We start from the raw sequence: 20474 nt of genomic DNA, 5'->3' as shown, positions 1-20474 counted from the left end.
GCCGTATCTGCGGAGCGTCAGCGGGGCTATTCGAGAAGCTCCGCGTATGAGCCCATGGCCAACGCGATGTCCGCCTGAGCCCAGAACCGGTGATACGTGAACGACGGCGCGGCGCCACCCGCCAGGTACGCCTCGATCTTCGACCACGCCGGATCGTCCTCATAAAACGACCGGATCGAATCGAACGTCGACGACGAGTTGATCGCGTCACCGTTCGGCATGGTCCCGGTCCACCCACTCGGCACGTACACCCGGTCGTCGAACCGGTTGTAGTCCGCGCGGGTCTCAGGAACGGCGATCCCGAGCCCGTCCTGATGGTGGTCCCACATCCCGTCGAGCAGGGCCTTGGCGACCCGGGCCGCGTCGGCGTCACCGGAGCGGTCGGCGTAGTACGTCAGGGTCTTGGCGTACGCGGCGGCCACACCGACGTCGTCGGTGTAGTCGGCGACGGTGACGTGAAGTCCCGCGTTGGCACCCGGACTTGAGGCGTTCCACGTGTCCGGCGCACCCGACCACTGCAAGGTCGACGGAATCCGGTACGTCCCGTCAGGGTTGATCGTGGTCTTGGACAGCGCCCAGTCGACCCACTTGTCGAGCACGGTCTTCGCGGCCGCGTTCCCCGTCTGCTGGTAGTACTCGGCGACGCGCTCCATGGACCACGCCTGGAAGCCGAACCACTGGTTGGACGGCGGGTCGTGGTACACGGGCTTCTCGTCGTAGTACATGCCGTAGAAGGTCGGCGTCCCGGCCGGCGGCGTGGCGTACCGCCCCGCCCAGCTGTTGGTGGCGCCGCCCGCGATGCCGCCCTCGTTGGACTGCAGCCAGCGGTAGAACTCGATCTGCCGGTCGAGGGACTTGGCCCAGTCCGCCTGCCCGGTGGTCGACTTGGGCTTCAGCGGGGCGTAGTTGGCGAGGGCGTACGCGGCGAGCGGGTTCTGGTAGCCGCCGTGCGTGTGGCTGGAGCCGATGCGCCAGGCCCAGCCGGCGCTGGTGTCGGTGGCGCCGCCCCACGCGTAGTACCAGGACATCAGGTAGTGAGAGGCGTCCTTGCCGGTACCGGCGGGGCAGGACGTGGCCCCCACGCAGTTCCCGATCTTCTTGAAGTACTTGTCGTACATGGCGTAGCGCAGATAGTCGCCCATCTTCGCGGCCTTGCCGATGGTCGCGGAGACATCGGCACCCTTGCCCTGCTGCTTGGCCCAGATGTCCGCCCAGTACGCTGCCTGCACGGCACGCGCGTCGGCGTCGGGCGCGTTGGTGAACTTCCACTGCTTGGCGTACGAGGCGTCACCGGTGAACAGGTCCAGGTACCCGTTCGTGCCGCCGTACTTGAACTGGTCGCAGGTGGGCTGAGGGATGGTCTCCCACACCGACTCCTGCGGCCCGCGCTGGAAGGTGTTGATGTACGACGGGCCGGTGTCGGTCGGGCCCGCCTCGCACTTGCCGGGCGAGTTGCCGTAGCCGTACACGTTGTCGACGTCCTGCAGCCAGTGCATGCCGTACACATCGTCCGTGCCGTACGCGCTCTTCAGCTCGGCGGCGATCGGGTCCGAGCCGACCGAGACACCGGTGTTGAGCTGCGCCGGATACTCGTTCGGGGTGTCGTGCTCGGGGGCGTACGTCGCCGGCTTGTTCGCCGTGTAGAAGGAGTTGGTCGGCTGGTCGGCGTGGGTGGGGATCATGTACTTCTCCATGATCTCCCAGGCACCGTTGAACCGGGACCAGTCGCCCGTCACCTTGCCGTACATGGCCTGGAGCCACAGGAGGTAGCTGTACGCCTCCGACGTGGTCTCATGGCCGTGGTCCGGCGCCTCGACGATCAGCGTCTCCACCGAGTGGTACGGGATGCCCTCGGGGGAGAAGTAGCCGTTCGCCGGGTTGGTGATCTTGCCGTAGAGCTCCAGGAAGCGGGCGTCGTACTCGCCGGCCGCGGCCAGTTGGGTCACGGTCACCGCGGCCTTGGCGTGCCCGGTGGCCGTCGACTCGAAGACCGCCGAACCGGTGCCGGAGGCGTTCGCGCCGATGGTCACCTTCTGGGCGGTGTTCCAGTTCGACGGCGTGAAGGTCAGCGACGCGCCGCCGGTCACGGAGAGCCCGGTGTTGCCGGAGGCCCGAGCGGTCGTCACCGTCACATTGCCCGAAGGCTGCGTCGAAAGTTTCACGTCGTACGTGCTCGACTCGCCCTGTCGCACGCCCAGTTGGGTCGGTGAGACCACCACGGCGGGCCCCGAGGCGACCGTGATGCCGACCGGCGTGGAGTCCGCCGACGCGCCCAGGCTGTCGTAGGCCTTGGCGACGAGGGAATGACTGCCCACGGCCAAGCCGGCCGCCGAGAACGTGTACGGCGACGTCGTGTCCGTGCCCAGCAGCGTGGTGTCGTCGTAGAACTCGACCTTGGCGATCGTGGCGTCGTCGGCGGCGGCCGCGGTCGCCGCCATCGGCACCGCGTCGCCCTGCGAGTACACCGCGCCCGCCGTCGGGCTGGTCAGCACGGTGATCGGCGGCTGGTGGGCGCCCACACATGTCGTGCCGTTGATCGCGAAGTCGGTCGGTGCCGCGTTCGTGCCGCTGTACGTGAACTGGGCGCCGGTGGTCACCGCGGCCCCGACGGCGATCGTGCCGTTCCAGGACACGTTCTTCGCCGTCACCGTCTTCCCGGACTGCGACCAGGTGCCGTTCCAGCCGTTGGACAGCGTCTGGTTGCCCGCGTAGTCGTACGTCAGGGTCCAGCCGCTGATGGCCTCGGTGCCCCGGTTGGTGATCGTGAGGTCGGCGGTGAAGCCCGAACCCCAGTCGTTCGTCTTGTAGTCGACGCTGCACGCGACTGCCGCCGCACTGGCGGGAGTCGAGCCGGTCGAGAGCATCGTCAAGGGGAGTGCCAGGGCCGCCACGGCGGCGGTCCAAAGACGCCGCGTGGCACGGCGTCTCCGTCTGGGGTGCATGCTCTGGTTCCTTCCGTGCGGCTCTTACGAAGGTGGGGGCGGAGCAGCAACAACAAGCCTTGAACCAGTGGGAGCGCTCCCATATTGAGGAGCGGGACGCAAGGGGTCAAGGCACTTGAAGAGTCGAAAAGATTCGATGAGGGCGAAAAGATTCTTGGTGTGCAATAACGCAACACCTCTGTCTTTTACCGTCACTTGGCGCTACCTTCACCTGCACCAGTGGGAGCGGTTCCATCAGTCGACACGTCCGTCCCGGCGTGTCCGATCTGCAAGGAGTCGCTCATGCGACACCCCCCGCGTTCAGGTCTTTTACTCGTCGGCGCCGGCCTCGGCGCCGGGTTCACCGCGTCGTGGCAGGGAAGCACCGTCCTACCCGTGTAGCCGCCGTCCAGGTCCCGCTGGGCGTGCCCGGGCAGACCATGACGACCCCGTTCGGAACCTCCACGTACACCCCACTACGGAAGAGGAAACCCGCACTCATGAGCCGTACCAGAACAGCACTCCTCGCGGCGATGGCGCTGGTCGCCGGTGCCGCCGGGACCGCGATCGCCGCCGTGCCGGACGATGTCGGCGCCGAGGCGATCCCCTGCACCGTCGACTACAAGGTGCAGAACCAGTGGTCCACCGGCTTCACCACCGCCGTCACGATCACCAACAACGGCGCCGCGAAGTCGTCGTGGGCCGTGAAGTGGTCGTACGCCGGGAACCAGCAGGTCACCAACGCCTGGAACTCCCGGGTCACCCAGAGCGGCAGCGCCGTGACGGCCGCGAACGAGACGTACAACGGCACGCTGGCGACCGGCGGTTCGGTGAGCTTCGGCTTCAACGCCACCTACAGCGGCACCAACGCCCTCCCGACCACGTTCACGCTGGACGGGGTGACCTGCAACGTCGACGACGGCGGCAGCGGCCCGACCGATCCGCCGGACCCGGGTACACCGAACGCCAAGGTGGACAATCCGTACTCCGGCGCCAAGGTGTACGTGAACCCCGAGTGGTCCGCGAAGGCCGCCGCCGAGCCGGGTGGCAGCCGGATCTCCAGCCAGCCCACGGGCGTCTGGCTGGACCGGATCGCCGCGATCGAGGGCGTGGGCAGCGGCATGGGGCTGCGCGACCACCTCGACGAGGCGCTGCGGCAGAAGGGCTCCGACCAGCTCGTCGTGCAGCTGGTCATCTACAACCTGCCCGGCCGTGACTGCGCGGCCCTCGCCTCCAACGGAGAGCTGGGCCCGACGGAGATCGACCGCTACAAGACGGAGTACATCGACCCGATCGCGGCCATCCTCGCCGACTCGAAGTACGCCTCGCTGCGGATCGTCACCACGGTCGAGATCGACTCGCTGCCCAACCTCGTCACCAACACCGGCAGCCGCCCGACGGCCACCCCCGAGTGCGATGTGATGAAGGCCAACGGCAACTACGTCAAGGGCGTCGGCTACGCGCTCAACAAGCTCGGTGACGTGGCGAACGTCTACAACTACGTCGACGCCGGCCACCACGGCTGGATCGGCTGGGACGACAACTTCGGCGCCTCCGCCAACATCTTCAAGGAGGCGGCGACCGCCGAGGGCGCCACGGTGGGCGACGTCCACGGCTTCATCACCAACACGGCGAACTACAGCGCCCTGAAGGAGAACAACTTCACCATCGACTCCACGGTGAACGGCACCTCCGTCCGTGAGTCGAAGTGGGTCGACTGGAACCGCTACGTCGACGAGCTGTCCTTCGCCCAGGCCTTCCGCAACCAGCTGGTCTCGGTCGGCTTCAACTCCAGCATCGGCATGCTGATCGACACCTCCAGGAACGGCTGGGGCGGCAGCGCCCGGCCCACCGGACCCGGTGCGACGACCAGCGTGGACACCTTCGTCAACGGCGGCCGCTACGACCGCCGCATCCACATCGGCAACTGGTGCAACCAGTCCGGTGCCGGGCTCGGCGAGCGTCCGCAGGTGGCCCCCGAGGCCGGGATCGACGCGTACGTGTGGATGAAGCCGCCGGGGGAGTCCGACGGCTCCAGCTCCGCCATCCCGAACGACGAGGGCAAGGGCTTCGACCGCATGTGCGACCCGACGTACACGGGCAACCCGCGCAACGGCAACAACTTGTCCGGCGCCCTGCCGAACTCGCCGCTGTCCGGGCACTGGTTCTCAGCCCAGTTCCAGCAGCTGATGCAGAACGCGTACCCGGCGCTGTGACGCCGACCGCGTGAGGCGGTCCGCCGGGGGTGACGTCCGCTTCCCCCAGCCCCCGGCGGACCGTCGGCGCATATTCCATGCGTGGAATTTGCTGTTACGGCAATGGAAGTAGCCCCCGTCCGGTGCGTCGGCGCAGTCTGGCGGCAACCGGAAGAGAGGCTCACCACCATGGGACAGCACCAGCACCAGCACCAGCACCAGCACGCGCACGCGCATCAGCACAACAGCACCGACATCGACTGGGCCGAGATGGCCGAACATCTGGAGGAACAGGCGGAGCTGTTCGCTCCGCTGTATCGGCAGGCCGCGGCCTGGGTGGCGACGCGGCTGCCCGAGGCGGGGCTGGTCGTCGACGCGGGCAGCGGTCCGGGGGTGGTGAGCTGCCTGCTGGCCGACGAGTTCCCCGGCGCCCGGGTCATCGCCGTCGACGGCTCCGGGCCCCTGCTGGAACGTGCCCGGGCCCGGGCCGAACGCCACGGCGTCGCCGACCGCTTCGGCACCTTTGAGGTCGAACTCCCCGGCGGTCTGGTCGACTTGGACTACCCGGCCGATCTGCTGTGGGCCGGCCGCAGCCTGCACCACCTCGGGGACCAGCGGGCCGGCCTCGCCGCCTTCGCCGAACGGCTCGCGCCCGGCGGTGTGGTGGCGCTCGTGGAGGGCGGCCTGCCCGCGCGCTTCCTGCCGCGAGACATCGGCTTCGGCCGCCCCGGGCTGCAGTCACGGCTCGACGTGGCCGAGGAGCTGTGGTTCAGCGAGATGCGCGCCGAGCTGCCTGGCAGCGTCGCCGAGGCCGAGGACTGGCCCGGGCTCCTCGCCGCCGTGGGCCTGCGAAACGCCACGTCACGCACCTTCCTGCTGGACCTTCCGGCCCCGTTGGCGGAGCCCGCCCGCGCCTATGCCCTCGACTCGTTCCGCCGCCGCCGGAACGGCCTCGCGGAGCTTCTGGACGCCTCCGACCTCTCGACCCTCGACCGGCTCCTCGACCCCGACGACAAGCTGAGCCTCTACCACCGCCCGGACGTGTTCGTCCTCGCGGCCCACACTGTCCACGTGGCCCAGCTGCCCTAGACCCGCACTTCGCAGGTCGCCGAAAAGGTTCTCCGCAGTGGCCCCACCGCGTCCGATCTCGACCGGGCCGGACCGGGACAGCTATCGCCGCTGCGGTTCCGCTCGGCTAGCGATCAGCTACGACCGCTTGATCTTCACGATCGGGTGACCTGCGACGTCCGGGCCTAGAAGCCGTCGACGCCCAGTTCGGTGATTCCGGCGTAGATCCAGCTCCACACCGTGCCGCCGGGCGTGTCCGGGTCGAACACGCCCGGGGCCAGCTCGTCCATCTCCTCCAGGAACACTTGCGCCACCGAGTCCTGGCCCCCTTCCACCGGGTAGGGGTGCCAGCAGGCGTTGCTGTAGCGGTGGACGGCTTCGAGGGCGCGGGTGAAGAAGTCGAGGTCCGGCGCGATCGCCACCAGGCCCTCGCCCGTCTTCCGCCCCAGCTTGGTCCAGATGTGCACCGACCCGTCGTGGCGGTGCACATACAGCTCGCCGTGTTCGCACGAGCCGAGGGCGATCAGGTCCGCGGCGACCACACCATCCGGCAAGCCCTCCTCGGACAGGGCGCCGTCGGCCGGGGGACGCATGGCGTCGGCCGCGAGGGCGTCGAACTCGCACCCGTGGCACACCCACCACGCGGGTATGCCGATTTCCGTCAAGTGCTGCCTGCTGCCCGGGTGTTCGAGTCCCTCGGGCAAGGCGCTCTCGGGTATGCGCAGCACGTGCCGCGCCCCGAAGGCGTCGTCGACGCGGGCCGCGGTGAGCGGACCCGTGGGCCGGCGGATTGCCGGTTCCGGGCCCGAATACGCTTCTTCGGCCGACGTGGGGTCGATCCCGTCGTCGTCCGGCCAGTCCCGCAGTACCTCGGCGTCCGTCTCCAGCACCGCCAGTCCGTGCGCGTTCACGACGAGATGGCGGGTCGTGCCGCCCTCGGCGGCGATCACTGCGGCGCCCTCCCAGCTCTCCGGGGCGCTCAGATTCAAGTTGTTCAGCTCGGGAGCGTGGAGCGCCTCCGGCGACAAGGGGGCTTCCTTCAGCTCCGCTCCGTCCGGGACCGCCACCCTCCGGCCCGTCTCCACGTCGAGCCAGAGGGAGCCGCGATTTTCGACCACCTCGATGAGCTCCCGGTCCTCGTGCACGCGGTGGTGCACCTGGAAATAGTCGCCGTTCAGGCTCGGGTGGGACATGAACCAGTTGGCCGGCCGCCACCACGCCCACACCGTCCGCCAGGGCATCCCCGGCTCGGCCGCCGCGATCCGCTCGGCGTACTCCTCGTGGCCGGTCGTCTTCGCCGCGAAGTGCAGCCAGGAGGCGAACTCGGCGGGCGTCACCTCCGCGCCGCCGAAGATCGCCTCGGCCTGCAGGAAGACCTCGTGCTCCACGCGCCGCGCGTCGTCCGCGGCCTCGATGTGGTCGCGCACCGCGGCGCGATCGGCGGTCAACAGCCGTGCGGGGTCGGCCAGTACGTTGTCCAACTCGTCGTTCATACACAGATCCTGTCACCCACCACTGACACTCCTTGCCCGAGGTCACGTCGTACTTCCTCCGCCGGGCCTTGACTTCGAGAGCGCTTCAAGTGGTGGACTCCCGATGTCGACCAGAGATCTGAGGGGGAGTCATGACCGACGCGCCAGTCGCACTCATCACCGGCGGTGGTACCGGCATCGGAGCCGCCGTCGCCCGGCAGTTGCTCGACGGCGGTCACCGGGTGGCCGTCACCGGCCGCAGGGAGGAGCGGTTGCGGGAGTTCGCCGCCCGACTCGGGGATCCGGAAGGGCTGTTGACCCTCCCGGGGAACGCCGCCGAGTACGCGGACGTGCGGGCGGCCGTGGAGGCCACGCTCAAGGAGTTCGGGCGCATCGACACCGTCGTCGCCAACGCGGGCTTCGCCACGCACGACACCGTCGCCGAGGGGGATCCGGAGGGATGGCCGGAGATGGTGCTGACCAACGTCCTGGGGCCCGCGCTGCTCATCCGGGCGGCCATCGACGCCCTGAAGGAGTCCAAGGGGCGGATCGTGCTGGTCGGCAGCGTCGCCGGCTTCGTGAACGGGCCCGGCAATCTGTACGGGGCGACCAAGTGGGCGATCACCGGGCTCGCCGAGAACACCCGGCGACAGGTCACCGAGTGGGGGGTGGGCGTGACCCACATCGCCCCCGGCCGCGTGGAGACCCCCTTCTGGGACAGCTACGGCAGTCTCCCGCCCGGCCATCTCCTCAGCGCCGACCAGCTCGCCGACTCCGTCGTCTGGGCCATACGGCAACCGGCGGGCGTCGACGTCAACACCATGGTCGTACGACCGATCGGTCAGCCCAACTGACGGCCGGTTGGTCAGCACGGCCCGTGACACACGAGACCGCCCGCCGGAACGCGTCCGGCGGGCGGTCTTCACGCATCTGCGTCAGGCCATGTCGAACGTCGCCGGGTCCGGCCCGATGCGACGGTCCTCGTTCAGCGCGCTGATCGCCGCGATGTCCTCGGTGTCCAGGGAGAAGTCGAAGACCTCGATGTTCTCCTTGATCCGGGAGGGCGTCACCGACTTGGGGATGACCACGTTGCCCAGCTGGAGGTGCCAGCGCAGGACCACCTGGGCCGGGGTGCGGCCGTGCTTCTGCGCGATGGCGATGATCGCCGGGACCTCCAGGAGCCCCTTGCCCTGGCCGAGCGGCGACCAGGCCTCGGTGGCGATGCCCTGCTCCGCGTGGTACTCACGAGACGCGTGCTGCTGGAGGTGCGGGTGCAGCTCGATCTGGTTGACCGCCGGGATGACGGACGTGGCCTCGATCAGCGTCTGAAGGTGCTCCGGGAGGAAGTTGGAGACACCGATGGACTTCGCGCGACCGTCGGCGGACAGCTTCTCGAACGCCTTGTACGTGTCGACGAACTTGCCGCGGGCCGGCAGCGGCCAGTGGATCAGATACAGATCCACGTACTCCAGGCCGAGCTTGGCCAGGGACTCGTCGAAGGCGCGCAGCGTGGAGTCGTAGCCCTGGTCGCTGTTCCAGAGCTTGGTGGTGATGAAGAGGTCCTTGCGGGGGATGCCGGAGGCGGCGATGGCCTTGCCGGTGCCCTCTTCATTGCCGTAGATCGCGGCCGTGTCGATGCTGCGGTAGCCGGCCTCCAGCGCCGTGCCGACCGCCTGCTCGGCCTCGTCGTCCGGCACCTGCCAGACGCCGTAGCCCAGCTGGGGCATCTCGACGCCGTTGTTCAGGATGATCGGGGGGACCTTGCTGCTCACGAGCTCTCGATCCTTCAAGTCGTCGGTTGGTACATCCCATCGTCAACGATCACGGCCCACGATGCATTCCTGAGCGGACCGCTCGCGCCTCGAATCACAGAATGGCCGGAAAGCGACCTGCCCGGCCGACATTATCGCCGCGGGGCCCTGAGCGCGTCCGGGCGGTCTCACCTCTCACGCCCGGTACAGGGCCTCCACCTCGACCGCGTACGCCTTCTCGATCGCCTTGCGCTTCAGCTTCAGCGAGGGCGTCAACAGGCCCTGCTCCTCGGTGAACTGGTGGGCCAGGATCCGGAACGTACGGATCGACTCGGCCTGCGAGACCAGCGTGTTGGCGGCGACCACCGCCCGCCGTACCTCGGTCTCCAGCTCCGGGTCGCGCACCAGGTCGGCCGGCTTCAGCTTCGGCTTGCCGCGCATCTGGAGCCAGTGCTCCACGGCCTCCCCGTCCAGGGTGACCAGGGCGGCGATGTACGGCCGGTCGTTGCCGACGACGATGCACTGGGCGACCAGCGGATGGTCGCGCACCCGCTCCTCCAGGATCGCCGGGGAGACGCTCTTGCCGCCCGAGGTCACCAGGATCTCCTTCTTGCGCCCGGTGATCGTGAGGTAGCCGTCCTCGTCGAGGGAGCCCAGGTCGCCGGTGGCCAGCCAGCCGTCGTGCAGGGTCTCGTCGGTGGCCTTGGGGTTGTTGAGGTAGCCCTGGAAGACGTTGGGGCCGCGCAGCCAGATCTCGCCGTCCTCCGCGATGTGCACAGTCATGCCCGGGATGGCCTGGCCGACCGTGCCGTACCGGGTGCGCTCGGGCGGGTTGGCGGTCGCCGCCGCCGTGCACTCCGTAAGGCCGTAGCCCTCGTAGATGTGGACGCCGGCGCCCGCGTAGAACAGGCCGAGCCGCCGGTCCATCGCCGAGCCGCCGGACATCGCGTACTTGATCCGGCCGCCCATCGCCTCGCGGATCTTGGCATAGACGACCTTGTCGAAGAACTGGTGCTGCATCCGCAGGCCCGCCGAAGGGCCGGGCCCGATGCCCCAGGCCTTCGCCTCCACCGCGTCCGCGTACTTCACGGCGACCTCGACGGCCTTCTCGAACGGCCCGGCCCTGCCGTCCCGCTCGGCCTTGCGCCGCGACGCGTTGAAGACCTTCTCGAAGATGTACGGCACCGCGAGGAAGAACGTCGGCCTGAAGGCGGCGAGGTCCGGCAGCAGGACGGCCGCGCTGAGCTGCGGCTGATGACCGAACTTGACCTTCCCGCGGATCCCCGCGACCTGCACCATCCGTCCGAAGACATGCGCGAGCGGCAGAAACAGCAGCGTCGCCGCCTCGTCGCCCTTCCGGGACTTGAACAGCGGCGCCCAGCGCTCGATGACCGTGTCCGCCTCGACCATGAAGTTGGCGTGGGAGATGACACAGCCCTTGGGGCGGCCCGTCGTGCCGGACGTGTAGATGATCGTCGCGATCGACGCGGGGGTCACCGCCCGCCGGTGCCGGTGCACGACCTCGTCGTCGAGGTGCGCCCCCGACTCGTACAGCTCCTGCACCGCGCCCACGTCCAGCTGCCACAGCCGGCCCAGCTGGGGCAGCCGGTCGATGACCGTGGCGATCGTCATCGCCTGGTCCTCGTGCTCGACCATGGCCGCCGTGCACTGGGCGTCGTACAGCATCCAGAAGACCTGCTCGGCGGAGGAGGTCGGGTAGATGGGGACGACCTGGGCGCCGACGGTCCACAGGGCGTAGTCGAAGAGGGTCCACTCGTAGCGCGTACGGCACATGATGGCGACCCGGTCGCCGAACCGGACGCCCTGCGCGAGCAGCCCCTTGGCCAGCGCGAGCACTTCGTCACGGAACTCCGCGGAGGTCACGTCGCGCCACTCGCCCCGCTCGTCCTTGCGGCCGAGCGCCACGTACGTCGGGTCCTCCTGGGCGTACTCGAAGACGACGTCGGCCAGGCCGCCCACCGGCGGCGCCGACGCCGACGGAGGGTTGGTGAACTCGCGCAAACCCGCTCCTCGTGGCGCTCCCCACAGCGCGTGAAAGCTACCTCACGGGACTGTCGGACGGGAGGGGTTCTGGAAGGGACGAATCCGCACGCACGTCACAGGGCCATGACAGGAAACATGCGCAGAACAGGAGGTATCCGGCGTAACTCCTTACGCCTGCGTAGGTTGCGGCACTCCAATCTCCACCGAACCCGCACGCCCTGATTACGGTGTGCGGTCGATGCGCGTACGAGGGGCCGGGCATGCCGCTTCACGCCCGGCCCCATCGCCGCCGGTCCGGATGTGACCGACACTTCTACCAGCGCACCCGCCCGCCGTGCCGTCACACCCCGCGCGCCCGGCCGTGCAGCCGGTCCCCGCCGGAGAGGATCGCCGCGGCGAGCGCGTCCGCCGCGCCCGCCGCCGCTCCCGGCCGTCGGCCGTGCACCAGTACGAAGTCGACCTCGCCCAACTCCGGCAGCCCCGCCCGCTCCGGCACCCGGACCAGACCGGGCGGCACCAGCCGACGGGAGTGCGCCATCACGCCGAGGCCCGCGCGGGCGGCGGCGATGAGCCCGTTGAGGCTGCCGCTGGTGCACGCGATGTGCCAGGCGCGGCCCTCGCGTTCCAGCGCCTCCAGGGCCAGGGCGCGGGTGATGCCCGGCGGCGGATAGACGATCAGCGGCACCGGGCGGTCGGGGTCGAGGCGGAGCCGCTCCGCGCCGATCCACACCAGCCGGTCCGTCCAGACCGGTTCGCCGCGCGGGTCCTCCGGGCGCCGCTTGGCCAGCACCAGGTCGAGCTTGCCCGCTGTCAGCCGCTCGTGCAGCGTGCCCGACAGCTCGACCGTCAACTCCAGGTCGACCTCGGGATGATCGTGCCGGAACCCCTCCAGGATCTCCGGGAGCCGGGTCAGCACGAAGTCCTCCGACGCGCCGAAGCGCAGCCGCCCGCGCAGCCGGGTCCCGGTGAAGAACGCCGTCGCCTGCTCGTGCACGTCGAGGAGCCGGCGCGCGAAGCCCAGCATGGCCTCGCCGTCCTCCGTCAGCTCCACGGAGTGCGTGTCCCGGGAGAACAGCTGCCGCCCGGTCGCGTCCTCCAGCCGGCGCACGTGCTGGCTGACCGTCGACTGACGCAGCCCGAGGCGCCGGGCGGCCTGCGTGAAGCTCAGCGTCTGGGCCACGGCGAGGAAGGTGCGCAGATGGGAGGGGTCGTACATGGGACCAGGATAGCGCGGTCATCGTGGAACGTGATGACAGTCAGAGTGGTATACCGGGTTCCCGATCGGCGGGATCAGGTGGACGATGGAGAGGGCACGTCCCCTCCCCGTCAGTGCCGCCGAACCAAGCAAGTGGAGCACCGTGAAACGCCTGCAGTGGCCGAGTTGGATGCCGATCGACCCGTACATCCTGCTGTTGCTCGGGACGGTGGGCGTCGCGGCACTCCTCCCGGCACGGGGCACGGCCGCCGACGTCGCGTCGGGCGCGTCCACGGCCGCGATCGCCTTCCTCTTCTTCCTCTACGGCGCCCGGCTCTCCACCCGTGAGGCACTGGACGGATTCAAGCACTGGCGGCTGCACGTCACCGTCCTGGCCTGCACTTTTGTCGTGTTCCCGCTGCTGGGTCTGGCCGCCCGCGGCCTCGAACCGGTGTTCCTGAACCACTCCCTCTACACTGGTCTGCTCTTCCTCACCCTCGTCCCGTCGACCATCCAGTCGTCGATCGCCTTCACCTCGATGGCACGCGGCAACGTGCCGGCCGCGATCTGCGCGGGCTCCTTCTCCTCCCTCGCGGGCATCGTCATCACCCCGCTGCTTGCGGCGAGCCTGCTGGGCGGCAGCGTGGGCGGCTTCTCCGCCGACGCGATCTGGAAGATCGTGTTCCAGCTGCTGGTGCCGTTCGTCGCCGGGCAGGTCGCCCGCCGCTGGATCGGCGCTTTCATCACGCGGCACAAGAAGATCCTCGGCCTCGTCGACCGCGGCTCGATCCTCCTCGTCGTCTATGTCGCGTTCAGCGAGGGCATGGTGCGCGGGATCTGGAGCCAGGTCAGCCCGCTGCGGCTCGCCGGGCTGCTGGTCGTCGAGGCCGTGCTGCTCGCGGTGATGCTCACGCTCACCTGGTACGGCGCGAAGGCCCTCCGCTTCGACCGGGCGGACCGCGTCGCCATCCAGTTCGCAGGCTCGAAGAAATCCCTCGCCTCCGGCCTCCCCATGGCGAGCGTCCTGTTCGGCGCCGAGGCCTCCCTCGCCGTCCTCCCGCTGATGCTGTTCCACCAGATGCAGCTCATGGTGTGCGCGGTCATCGCCAAGCGCCGCTCGCACGACCCGGTGGAGCCGGCGGTCACGGAGCAGCGAGACGAAGCGATACGAACCGCGGTCGGTACAGGGTCACGTTCCGCGTGATGTTCAGCTGCGCCGTCGTCCCGTTCGCGTCCAGCCAGTTGACGTCGTAGCTGAGGACGAGGCGCCCGTCGCCGGCCGCCTCGTGCGCCTGCGGGTTGTACGCCGCGACCCCGACGTCGGGCAGCGGCGGACTGAAGCCCCTGGTGGGCCCGTGCCAGGGGCCGGTGGGGGAGCAGGCCCAGTACGCGGTGACGGTCGTCAGCCCCTCGGTACCGGCGGCCATGGTGAACAGCACATACGTACGGCCGTCCCGTACGACCGTGAACGCGCTGCCCACCCCCTTGTCCTCCCCGTTCCCGAGGACCGCCGCCGGACGCCCCCGCACCGCCCACCGGGAGCCGTCCCAGTACTCCCACGCCCCCGGCTGGCCGAGCCTGCCGCGCGGCACCCGGGCGACATACGCGTGGGAGGTCGGCCGGGAGGCGGCCTGGGCGTCGGTGCCGCCGAAGACGTAGGTCCAGTCGCCCGCGTCGACGGCTGTCGTGCCGAACAGGACACGCCGGGCGGGATCGGCGACGGACCCCTGGTCCAGCACCGTCGTGATGCCCTCCAGGCGCAGATCCGGCAGCGACAGCGTGGCCACCTCCGTGGCCGTGGGCACCCCGTAGATCCACGGCGACTGCCCCGCCGTCCGCGTCCACAGCAGCACGCGTACGGCCTGCTCGGCCGAGCCGGGGGAGCGGGGCTCGACCCGGGCGGCCACCGGCCAGCGCCACTGCTGCGGGGCCGGGTCCGGGAACACGGGCGCCGGGAGCGTGGCTTCGAGGCGGCCCGAAGGGGACATCACCACGGCCGAGTTGCGCACCAGGGGCGCCGAGACGTCCCGCCACGTCACGGACTCGCCGACCGGGTTGGGCGGTGCGTACACCGGGCCGAGGTAGGTGTCGGAGAACAGCCACAGCACCCGCCCGTCCGGGAGCCGCACCGAGTGGGTGCCGTCGCCGCCGGTCCAGTCGTCGGTGCGGGTGGCGTCGTCGCCGTAGCGGGCGAACTCGCCGGTCAGGGACGTGTCGGGGTCCCAGTCCCGCACCGTACGGGCCGTGCAGGTGCGGCCGCCCTCCCGGTCGTCGTCCGGGAGGGCGGTGAGCAGCACGGTCGCGAGGACCAGCACCAGGCCCAGGATCAGGGCGGGTCCGGTCCCCGACAGCCGTCGTGCTCGTGTGTCGTCGGGCACGGAAGGGACGTTAGTTGCCTCCGCTCACCCGGTCCATGGGCAGCCACAGGATCGAGCCCCGGGACGTCGTACTCGCGGCGCGCAGTCCCATCACCTCCTGGTCGCTCAACGCCCGGTCGTAGACGCGGACTTCGTCGAGGGCGCCGGTGAAGTGGACCCGGCTGTCGACCCGTTGCCCGATGTGCACCCCGAACGGGGAGTTCCGGCTCACCGATCCCGTCACATCGGCGGTGCTGAACGGCGTGCCGTCCACGAACAGCGTGAGCTTCCCTCCCCCACGCTCGGCTTCTCCCCCACTCTCAGCTTCGTTCGAGCGGGAGGGGCCCCCATCGCGGGAGGTACCCCCATCCCGACGCAGCGCGAGGTGATGCCACTGCCCGTCGTTGTACGCGTCCGTCGACCGTACGGACGCGGTCCGCGGCGCGGTCGCCCCGTCCCGCACGGTGATCAGCCCGGTCAGCCGCCCGGCCGCCGGCTCCCCGCGCAGCCACACCTGCGGCTGGGTCGTCCCGACCCCGCCCATCCACAGCATCGGCTGCTCACCGGTGGTGGCCGTGTAGCGGAACCAGAGCGAGGCGGTGAAGTTCTTCGTCCCCAGCGGAAATTGGCGGCGGTACGGCAGCCGTACGGCGTCGTCGGTGCCGTCGAACGCGATGGCGCCGCCGAACGCCCCGTCCGTCGGACGCGCACCGCCGAGCACGGCGGCCCGCTTGCCGTGGGGCGCCCTGTCCGGGGTCGTCGGGTCGGCGCCCCGGCGCGGCTTCAGCCAGTCCTCGGTGAAGCGGGCGAAGCGGATCTCGTCCCGGGCATCTATAGCTCCCCCTTCGTACATCAGCCCCACGACGTCGCTGCCACCGTCGCCGCCGATCCGCACCAGGTCCGAGTAGCCGGACCAGTCCGTGGTGACGACCGTGCCCCGGTCCACGCTCTCCCAGGTGCGTCCGCTGTCGTACGAGGAGCGGACCATCATGGTCCGGCGGCGGTCCGGGTCGGCCGGGCAGGCCAGCAGCATCCGGTCGCCCAGCCGCAGCACGGAGCCCTGGACCTGAGGCGTGTACAAGTCCGGCTGGGCCCGGAACGGGGAGACGAAACTGTCGCCGCCGTCACGGCTGACGGTCTGGCTGCGATGGCCGAGGTCGGTGCCGTCCTGCTCCCGGCCGCTGACGAACACCGAGCCGTCCTGACGCTCCGTCAGCGTCAGTTCGGACGGCTTCTGGCGGAACGTGCCGACGTCCGCGATCGGCCATGAGTCCGTCGCGCCGATCTTCCAGCTGTCGCCGCCGTCGTCGCTGGTGATGAGCGCGGCGTGGTTGGCGGTGACCCGGCCGTTCGCCCAGGTCTCGGTGTTCACCCCGAAGACGAGACGGCCGGCATGCCTGCCCTTGCTGAGCTGGATGCCGTGCACGGGGCCGGTGGCGTACCAGGAGTTCCAGTGGGCCGGGCGGATCTCGGCGCTCAGGTCGCGCGGCGTGGACCAGGTCAGGCCGTCGTCGTCGCTGTGCTGGAGATGCGGGGTGCGGTCGCAGGGCACTGAGCAGCTCGCGCTGTCCGTACGGCCCGTGTTGTACGTCTCGGCCAGCACGATCCGGCCGGTCTCGCGGTCCACGATGGGTGCCGGGTTGCCGTGCGTGTCGCCCGCGCCCTCGTTGACGACCTGAAGCGGCCCCCACGTACGGCCGCCGTCCGTGGACCGCTTCAGCACGATGTCTATGTCGGCGGCGTCCCCGCAGTTCAGCACCCGGCCCTCGGCGAACGCCAGCAGCGTGCCCTTCGTCGTCCTGACGACGGCCGGGATGCGGAAGCAGGCATAGCCGGGGTCCTGGGAAGCCTTGAACAGCACCTGCTCCTCGAACTCACCGGCCCTCGCCTCCTGCGCGACGTCGGTCGCCGCTCCGGTGGGATGGGCGACGGCCAGAAGGGCGCCGGTGGTGAGTAACGCGAGGAGGGTGGTTCTGAGGCGTGCGTGAAGACTCGACGGCATGGTGCGGCCAGCCCTTCATCCGTCTAGGCATATGGACATCTGGACATCCCACGTCCAACGTGCGGCCACAGACGCTACTTGTGCCCAAAGGGCACCCACAAGAACCATGCGCGAGTTGCGGACAGGCGTGTCTTGACGGCTTGGTGACGGACCGTCAGGCCAAGGGTGAGGGGGCCAAGGGGGCGCCCCCTGGTTTTTTAGGGGCGCGGGGAACCGCGCGACAAGCCCCCACCCACCCGCACCCGAGAGTGGGGGAGGGACGGGTAGGGGCGGCGGGGGCGAGAAAAAAAGACGGGACCCCGCCGACGCAGGGGGCGCTCCCCGCCGGTCGGGGCCTCGCCAGCCGGTTCAGCCCTGGGCGGCCGCGGTCCGCAGGGCAAGCCGATGCTCCCCCGCGTACACGTTCATGGAGGCGCCCCGCAGGAACCCCACCAGCGTCAGCCCCGCCTCCGCGGCCAGATCCACCGCCAGCGACGACGGCGCAGACACCGCCGCCAACACCGGAATCCCCGCCATGACCGCCTTCTGCGCCAGCTCGAACGACGCCCGCCCCGACACCAGCAGAATCGTCCGGGACAGCGGCAGCCCCCCGTTCTGCAACGCCCGCCCCACCAGCTTGTCCACCGCGTTGTGCCGCCCCACGTCCTCCCGCACGTCCAGCAGCTCACCGTCCTCCGAGAACAGCGCCGCCGCGTGGAGCCCCCCGGTCCGGTCGAAGACCCGCTGGGCCGCGCGCAGCCGGTCGGGGAGGCTCGCGAGCAACTCGGGTTCGACGCGGACCGGGGGAGTGTCGGCGATGGGCCAGCGGGCCGTCGTACGGACGGCATCCAGCGACGCCTTGCCGCACAGCCCGCAGGAAGACGTCGTGTACACGTTCCGTTCGAGGGTGATGTCGGGGATGGCCACCCCCGGTGCGGTCTTCACGTCGACCACGTTGTAGGTGTTCGACCCGTCCACCGTCGCACCCGCGCAGTACACGATGTTCTGCAGATCGCCCTGCTCCGCCAGCACCCCTTCGCTCACCAGGAACCCGGCGGCCAGCGCGAAGTCGTCACCCGGCGTGCGCATGGTGATCGCCAGCGGCTTGCCGTTGAGCCGGATCTCCAGCGGTTCCTCGGCGACCAGCGTGTCCGGCCGGGTGGAGACCGCCCCGTCCCGGATCCGGATCACCTTGCGTCGTTCCGTGACTCGTCCCATGTCGTGTTCAGTCCCGGTTCTGTACGTGCTGGTAGCCGAAACGGCCCTTGATACAAAGGTTGCCGTGGGTCACCGGGCTGTCGTGCGGCGAGGTGACCTTCACGATCTCATTGTCCTGCATGTGAAGGGTGAGGCTGCAGCCCACTCCGCAGTACGCGCACACGGTGGTCGTCTCCGTCTGCGCCGACTCGTCCCACGTACCGGCCGCCCGCATGTCGAACTCGGACTTGAAGGACAAGGCCCCGGTGGGGCACACCTCGATGCAGTTCCCGCAGTACACGCAGGCGGAATCCGTGAGGGGCGCGTCGTGCTCCACCGCGATCCGCGCATCGAATCCACGCCCGGCCACGGAGATCGCGAAGCTGTTCTGCCACTGGTTCCCACACGCGTCCACGCACTTGTAACAGAGGATGCACTTGTCGTAGTCCCGCACATACAGCTCGTTGTCGATCCTCGGCTCCTCGTCGACCCGGGCCGCTTCCGGGCCGAAGCGGTCCGGTTTCGCCTCGTACTCCTTGATCCACTCGGCGACCCGAAGGGTTGTCGACAGATCGACCGAGGAGGCAAGCAGCTCCAGCACGATCTTGCGTCTGTGCCGAGCCCGCTCGGTGTCGGTCCTCACCTCCATCCCGCCCTCGGCCTTGCGGGAACAGGCCGGTACGAGGGTTCGGGACCCTTCGACCTTTACCACGCACACGCGGCAGGCGTTCTTGGGCCTGAGGATGTCCCCTTCGCACAGGGTCGGGACGTCCTTCCCGGCGGCCCGGCAGGCGTCGGGGATCGTCGAGCCCTCGGGGACCCTGGCCTCCTGCCCGTCGATCGTGAACTTCACCAGCCGGCGCGGCACACCCAGCGGTATCGCGGTCATTCGTTCGCCCCCAAGCGGTCGATGGCGGATTCCACGGCGTTCCACGCGGTCTGCCCGAGACCGCAGATCGAGGCGTCCCGCATCGTGCACCGACCTCCCTGAGCGGCGTGATGTCATCGGCGGCCGCCGCACCCGTCCGCTCCACGATCCGGTGCAGCGCCTCCTCCTGCCGTACGGTCCCGACCCGGCACGGCACGCACTGCCCGCACGACTCGTCCCGGAAGAACTCCGCGATCCGCAGCAGCAGCCGGGGCAGCGGAACCGTGCCGTCGAAGGCCATCACCACCCCCGAGCCGAGCGTGGTGCCCGCCTCCCTCGTGCCCTCGAAGGTGAGCGGGATGTCCAGCTCGTCCGGCCGTACGAAACCACCGGCCGCGCCGCCGAGCAGCACTGCCCGCAGCCGTTCCCCTACCCCGGCCAGCTCCAGCAGCTCGCCGAGCGTCGCGCCGAAGGGCAGCTCGTAGATGCCGGGCCGTTCCACCCTCCCCGACACGCAGAACAGCTTCGGGCCGGTGGAGCGCCCCGTCCCGATCGCCGCGTACGCGGGGGCGCCCATCGTCAGGATCGGCAGGACGTTGACCAGCGTCTCCACGTTGTTCTCGACCGTCGGCTTGCCGAACAGGCCCTTCTCCACCGGGAACGGCGGCTTCGAACGCGGCTCGCCCCGATACCCCTCGATGGAGTTGAAGAGAGCCGTCTCCTCACCGCAGATGTACGCGCCCGCACCCCGCCGGATCTCGATGTCGAACGCGTAGCCCTGCCCGAGGACGTCGTCCCCGAGCAGACCGCGCGCCCGGGTCTGCGCGACGGCGTGCTCCAGGCGGCGCAGGGCCCGTGGATACTCGCCGCGCAGATAGTGATGGCCCTGGTGCGCGCCCGTCGCGTACGCCGCGATCGTCATCGCCTCGACCAGCGCGAACGGGTCACCCTCCATGATCACGCGGTCCTTGAAGGTGCCCGGCTCCGATTCGTCGGCGTTGCAGACGAGGTAGTGCGGATGGTCGGGCTGGGACGCCGTGGCCTGCCATTTGCGGCCGGTGGGGAAGGCGGCGCCACCGCGTCCGACCAGGCCCGAGTCGGTCACCTCACGGATGACTCCGGCGGGGCCGAGCTCGAAGGCGCGGCGCAGGGCCGTGTAGCCGCCGTGGGCGCGGTAGTCGTCAAACGTGGCCACCCCGTATGCCTCCGCCGGCGGCACCGTCAGCCGACGGCACAGATAGTCCAGCGCGCCCTCACTGATCCAGCCGACCCGGTCGTTGATCGCGTGCAACCCCGGCAACAGCAGGTCACGGCGCTCCCGGGCCTCCCGGCCGCCCCGCGCCCAGCGAAGGTCGGCGTCGGAGCGGTCGGCGCTCTCCCAGGAGGACTCCGGCGGCCCGAGCGGCGCGTCGACCGCGTCCTTCTGCTCGTCCGTGGGTTTGCTGTCGCCGAAGCGCAGGTCCAC

At 69.9% G+C, this 20474-nt stretch carries 13 protein-coding genes and 1 pseudogene; 4 read left to right on the top strand and 10 right to left on the bottom strand.

What is annotated here, in order from left to right; all coding sequences use genetic code 11:
* Nucleotides 1-26: 26 nt before the first annotated feature.
* Nucleotides 27-2942: a glycoside hydrolase family 48 protein gene (locus tag F3T56_RS20765; RefSeq protein ID WP_149826701.1), complete on the bottom strand. Its 2916-nt coding sequence runs from the start codon at nucleotides 2940-2942 to the stop codon at nucleotides 27-29.
* Between the two features lie 479 nt (nucleotides 2943-3421).
* On the opposite strand from F3T56_RS20765, the gene F3T56_RS20760 reads away from it, so the two are divergent.
* Nucleotides 3422-5137: a glycoside hydrolase family 6 protein gene (locus F3T56_RS20760; protein ID WP_149826700.1), complete on the top strand. Its 1716-nt coding sequence runs from the start codon at nucleotides 3422-3424 to the stop codon at nucleotides 5135-5137.
* Between the two features lie 168 nt (nucleotides 5138-5305).
* The gene (locus F3T56_RS20755; RefSeq protein WP_149826699.1) at nucleotides 5306-6205 is read left to right on the top strand and encodes a class I SAM-dependent methyltransferase; all 900 of its coding nucleotides are present in this window, start codon (nucleotides 5306-5308) and stop codon (nucleotides 6203-6205) included.
* Nucleotides 6206-6369: 164 nt separating this feature from the next.
* Here the strand turns inward: F3T56_RS20755 and F3T56_RS20750 are convergent, their stop codons facing one another.
* A complete protein-coding gene (locus tag F3T56_RS20750) occupies nucleotides 6370-7677 on the bottom strand; it encodes an SUKH-4 family immunity protein (protein WP_149826698.1) in 1308 nt (435 codons plus the stop codon).
* A 131-nt stretch (nucleotides 7678-7808) separates the two neighbouring features.
* Here F3T56_RS20750 and F3T56_RS20745 point away from each other — a divergent pair, with 131 nt between their 5' ends.
* Nucleotides 7809-8510: an SDR family oxidoreductase gene (locus F3T56_RS20745; RefSeq protein WP_149826697.1), complete on the top strand. Its 702-nt coding sequence runs from the start codon at nucleotides 7809-7811 to the stop codon at nucleotides 8508-8510.
* Nucleotides 8511-8591: 81 nt separating this feature from the next.
* Here the strand turns inward: F3T56_RS20745 and F3T56_RS20740 are convergent, their stop codons facing one another.
* From F3T56_RS20740 to F3T56_RS20730, 3 genes are all read right to left on the bottom strand, one after another.
* A complete protein-coding gene (locus F3T56_RS20740) occupies nucleotides 8592-9428 on the bottom strand; it encodes an aldo/keto reductase (RefSeq protein WP_149826696.1) in 837 nt (278 codons plus the stop codon).
* Between the two features lie 174 nt (nucleotides 9429-9602).
* On the bottom strand, nucleotides 9603-11429 hold the full coding sequence (locus F3T56_RS20735) for an AMP-dependent synthetase/ligase (RefSeq protein WP_149826695.1): 1827 nt from the start codon (nucleotides 11427-11429) through the stop codon (nucleotides 9603-9605).
* A gap of 322 nt (nucleotides 11430-11751) precedes the next feature.
* Complete coding sequence (locus tag F3T56_RS20730) at nucleotides 11752-12627, bottom strand: LysR substrate-binding domain-containing protein (RefSeq protein ID WP_149826694.1); 876 nt, start codon at nucleotides 12625-12627, stop codon at nucleotides 11752-11754.
* A 142-nt stretch (nucleotides 12628-12769) separates the two neighbouring features.
* Between F3T56_RS20730 and F3T56_RS20725 the strand changes: the two genes are divergently transcribed.
* Nucleotides 12770-13810 carry a bile acid:sodium symporter family protein gene (locus F3T56_RS20725; protein WP_149826693.1) on the top strand — a complete coding sequence of 347 codons (1041 nt, stop codon included), beginning with the start codon at nucleotides 12770-12772 and terminating at the stop codon, nucleotides 13808-13810.
* On the opposite strand, the gene F3T56_RS20720 is transcribed toward F3T56_RS20725, so the two are convergent.
* From F3T56_RS20720 to F3T56_RS20700, 5 genes and pseudogenes are all read right to left on the bottom strand, one after another.
* The gene (locus F3T56_RS20720; protein ID WP_149826692.1) at nucleotides 13749-14984 is read right to left on the bottom strand and encodes a glycoside hydrolase family 183 protein; all 1236 of its coding nucleotides are present in this window, start codon (nucleotides 14982-14984) and stop codon (nucleotides 13749-13751) included. The two genes, F3T56_RS20725 and F3T56_RS20720, sit on opposite strands and share 62 nt — an antisense overlap.
* Nucleotides 14985-14994: 10 nt before the next feature.
* Nucleotides 14995-16965: a sialidase family protein gene (locus F3T56_RS20715; RefSeq protein WP_149826691.1), complete on the bottom strand. Its 1971-nt coding sequence runs from the start codon at nucleotides 16963-16965 to the stop codon at nucleotides 14995-14997.
* Between the two features lie 348 nt (nucleotides 16966-17313).
* The gene (fdhD, locus tag F3T56_RS20710) at nucleotides 17314-18162 is read right to left on the bottom strand and encodes a formate dehydrogenase accessory sulfurtransferase FdhD (RefSeq protein WP_149826690.1); all 849 of its coding nucleotides are present in this window, start codon (nucleotides 18160-18162) and stop codon (nucleotides 17314-17316) included.
* A 7-nt stretch (nucleotides 18163-18169) separates the two neighbouring features.
* The gene (locus F3T56_RS20705) at nucleotides 18170-19030 is read right to left on the bottom strand and encodes a 2Fe-2S iron-sulfur cluster-binding protein (RefSeq protein WP_149826689.1); all 861 of its coding nucleotides are present in this window, start codon (nucleotides 19028-19030) and stop codon (nucleotides 18170-18172) included.
* Nucleotides 19027-20474, bottom strand: a pseudogene (locus F3T56_RS20700) (complex I 51 kDa subunit family protein). The gene F3T56_RS20705 and the pseudogene F3T56_RS20700 overlap by 4 nt, the downstream one beginning before the upstream one ends.

This window comes from Streptomyces tailanensis, assembly GCF_008386495.1.
GTDB classification, from domain to species: Bacteria; Actinomycetota; Actinomycetes; order Streptomycetales; family Streptomycetaceae; genus Streptomyces; species Streptomyces tailanensis.
This window is presented reverse-complemented; position numbering and strand designations above follow the sequence as displayed.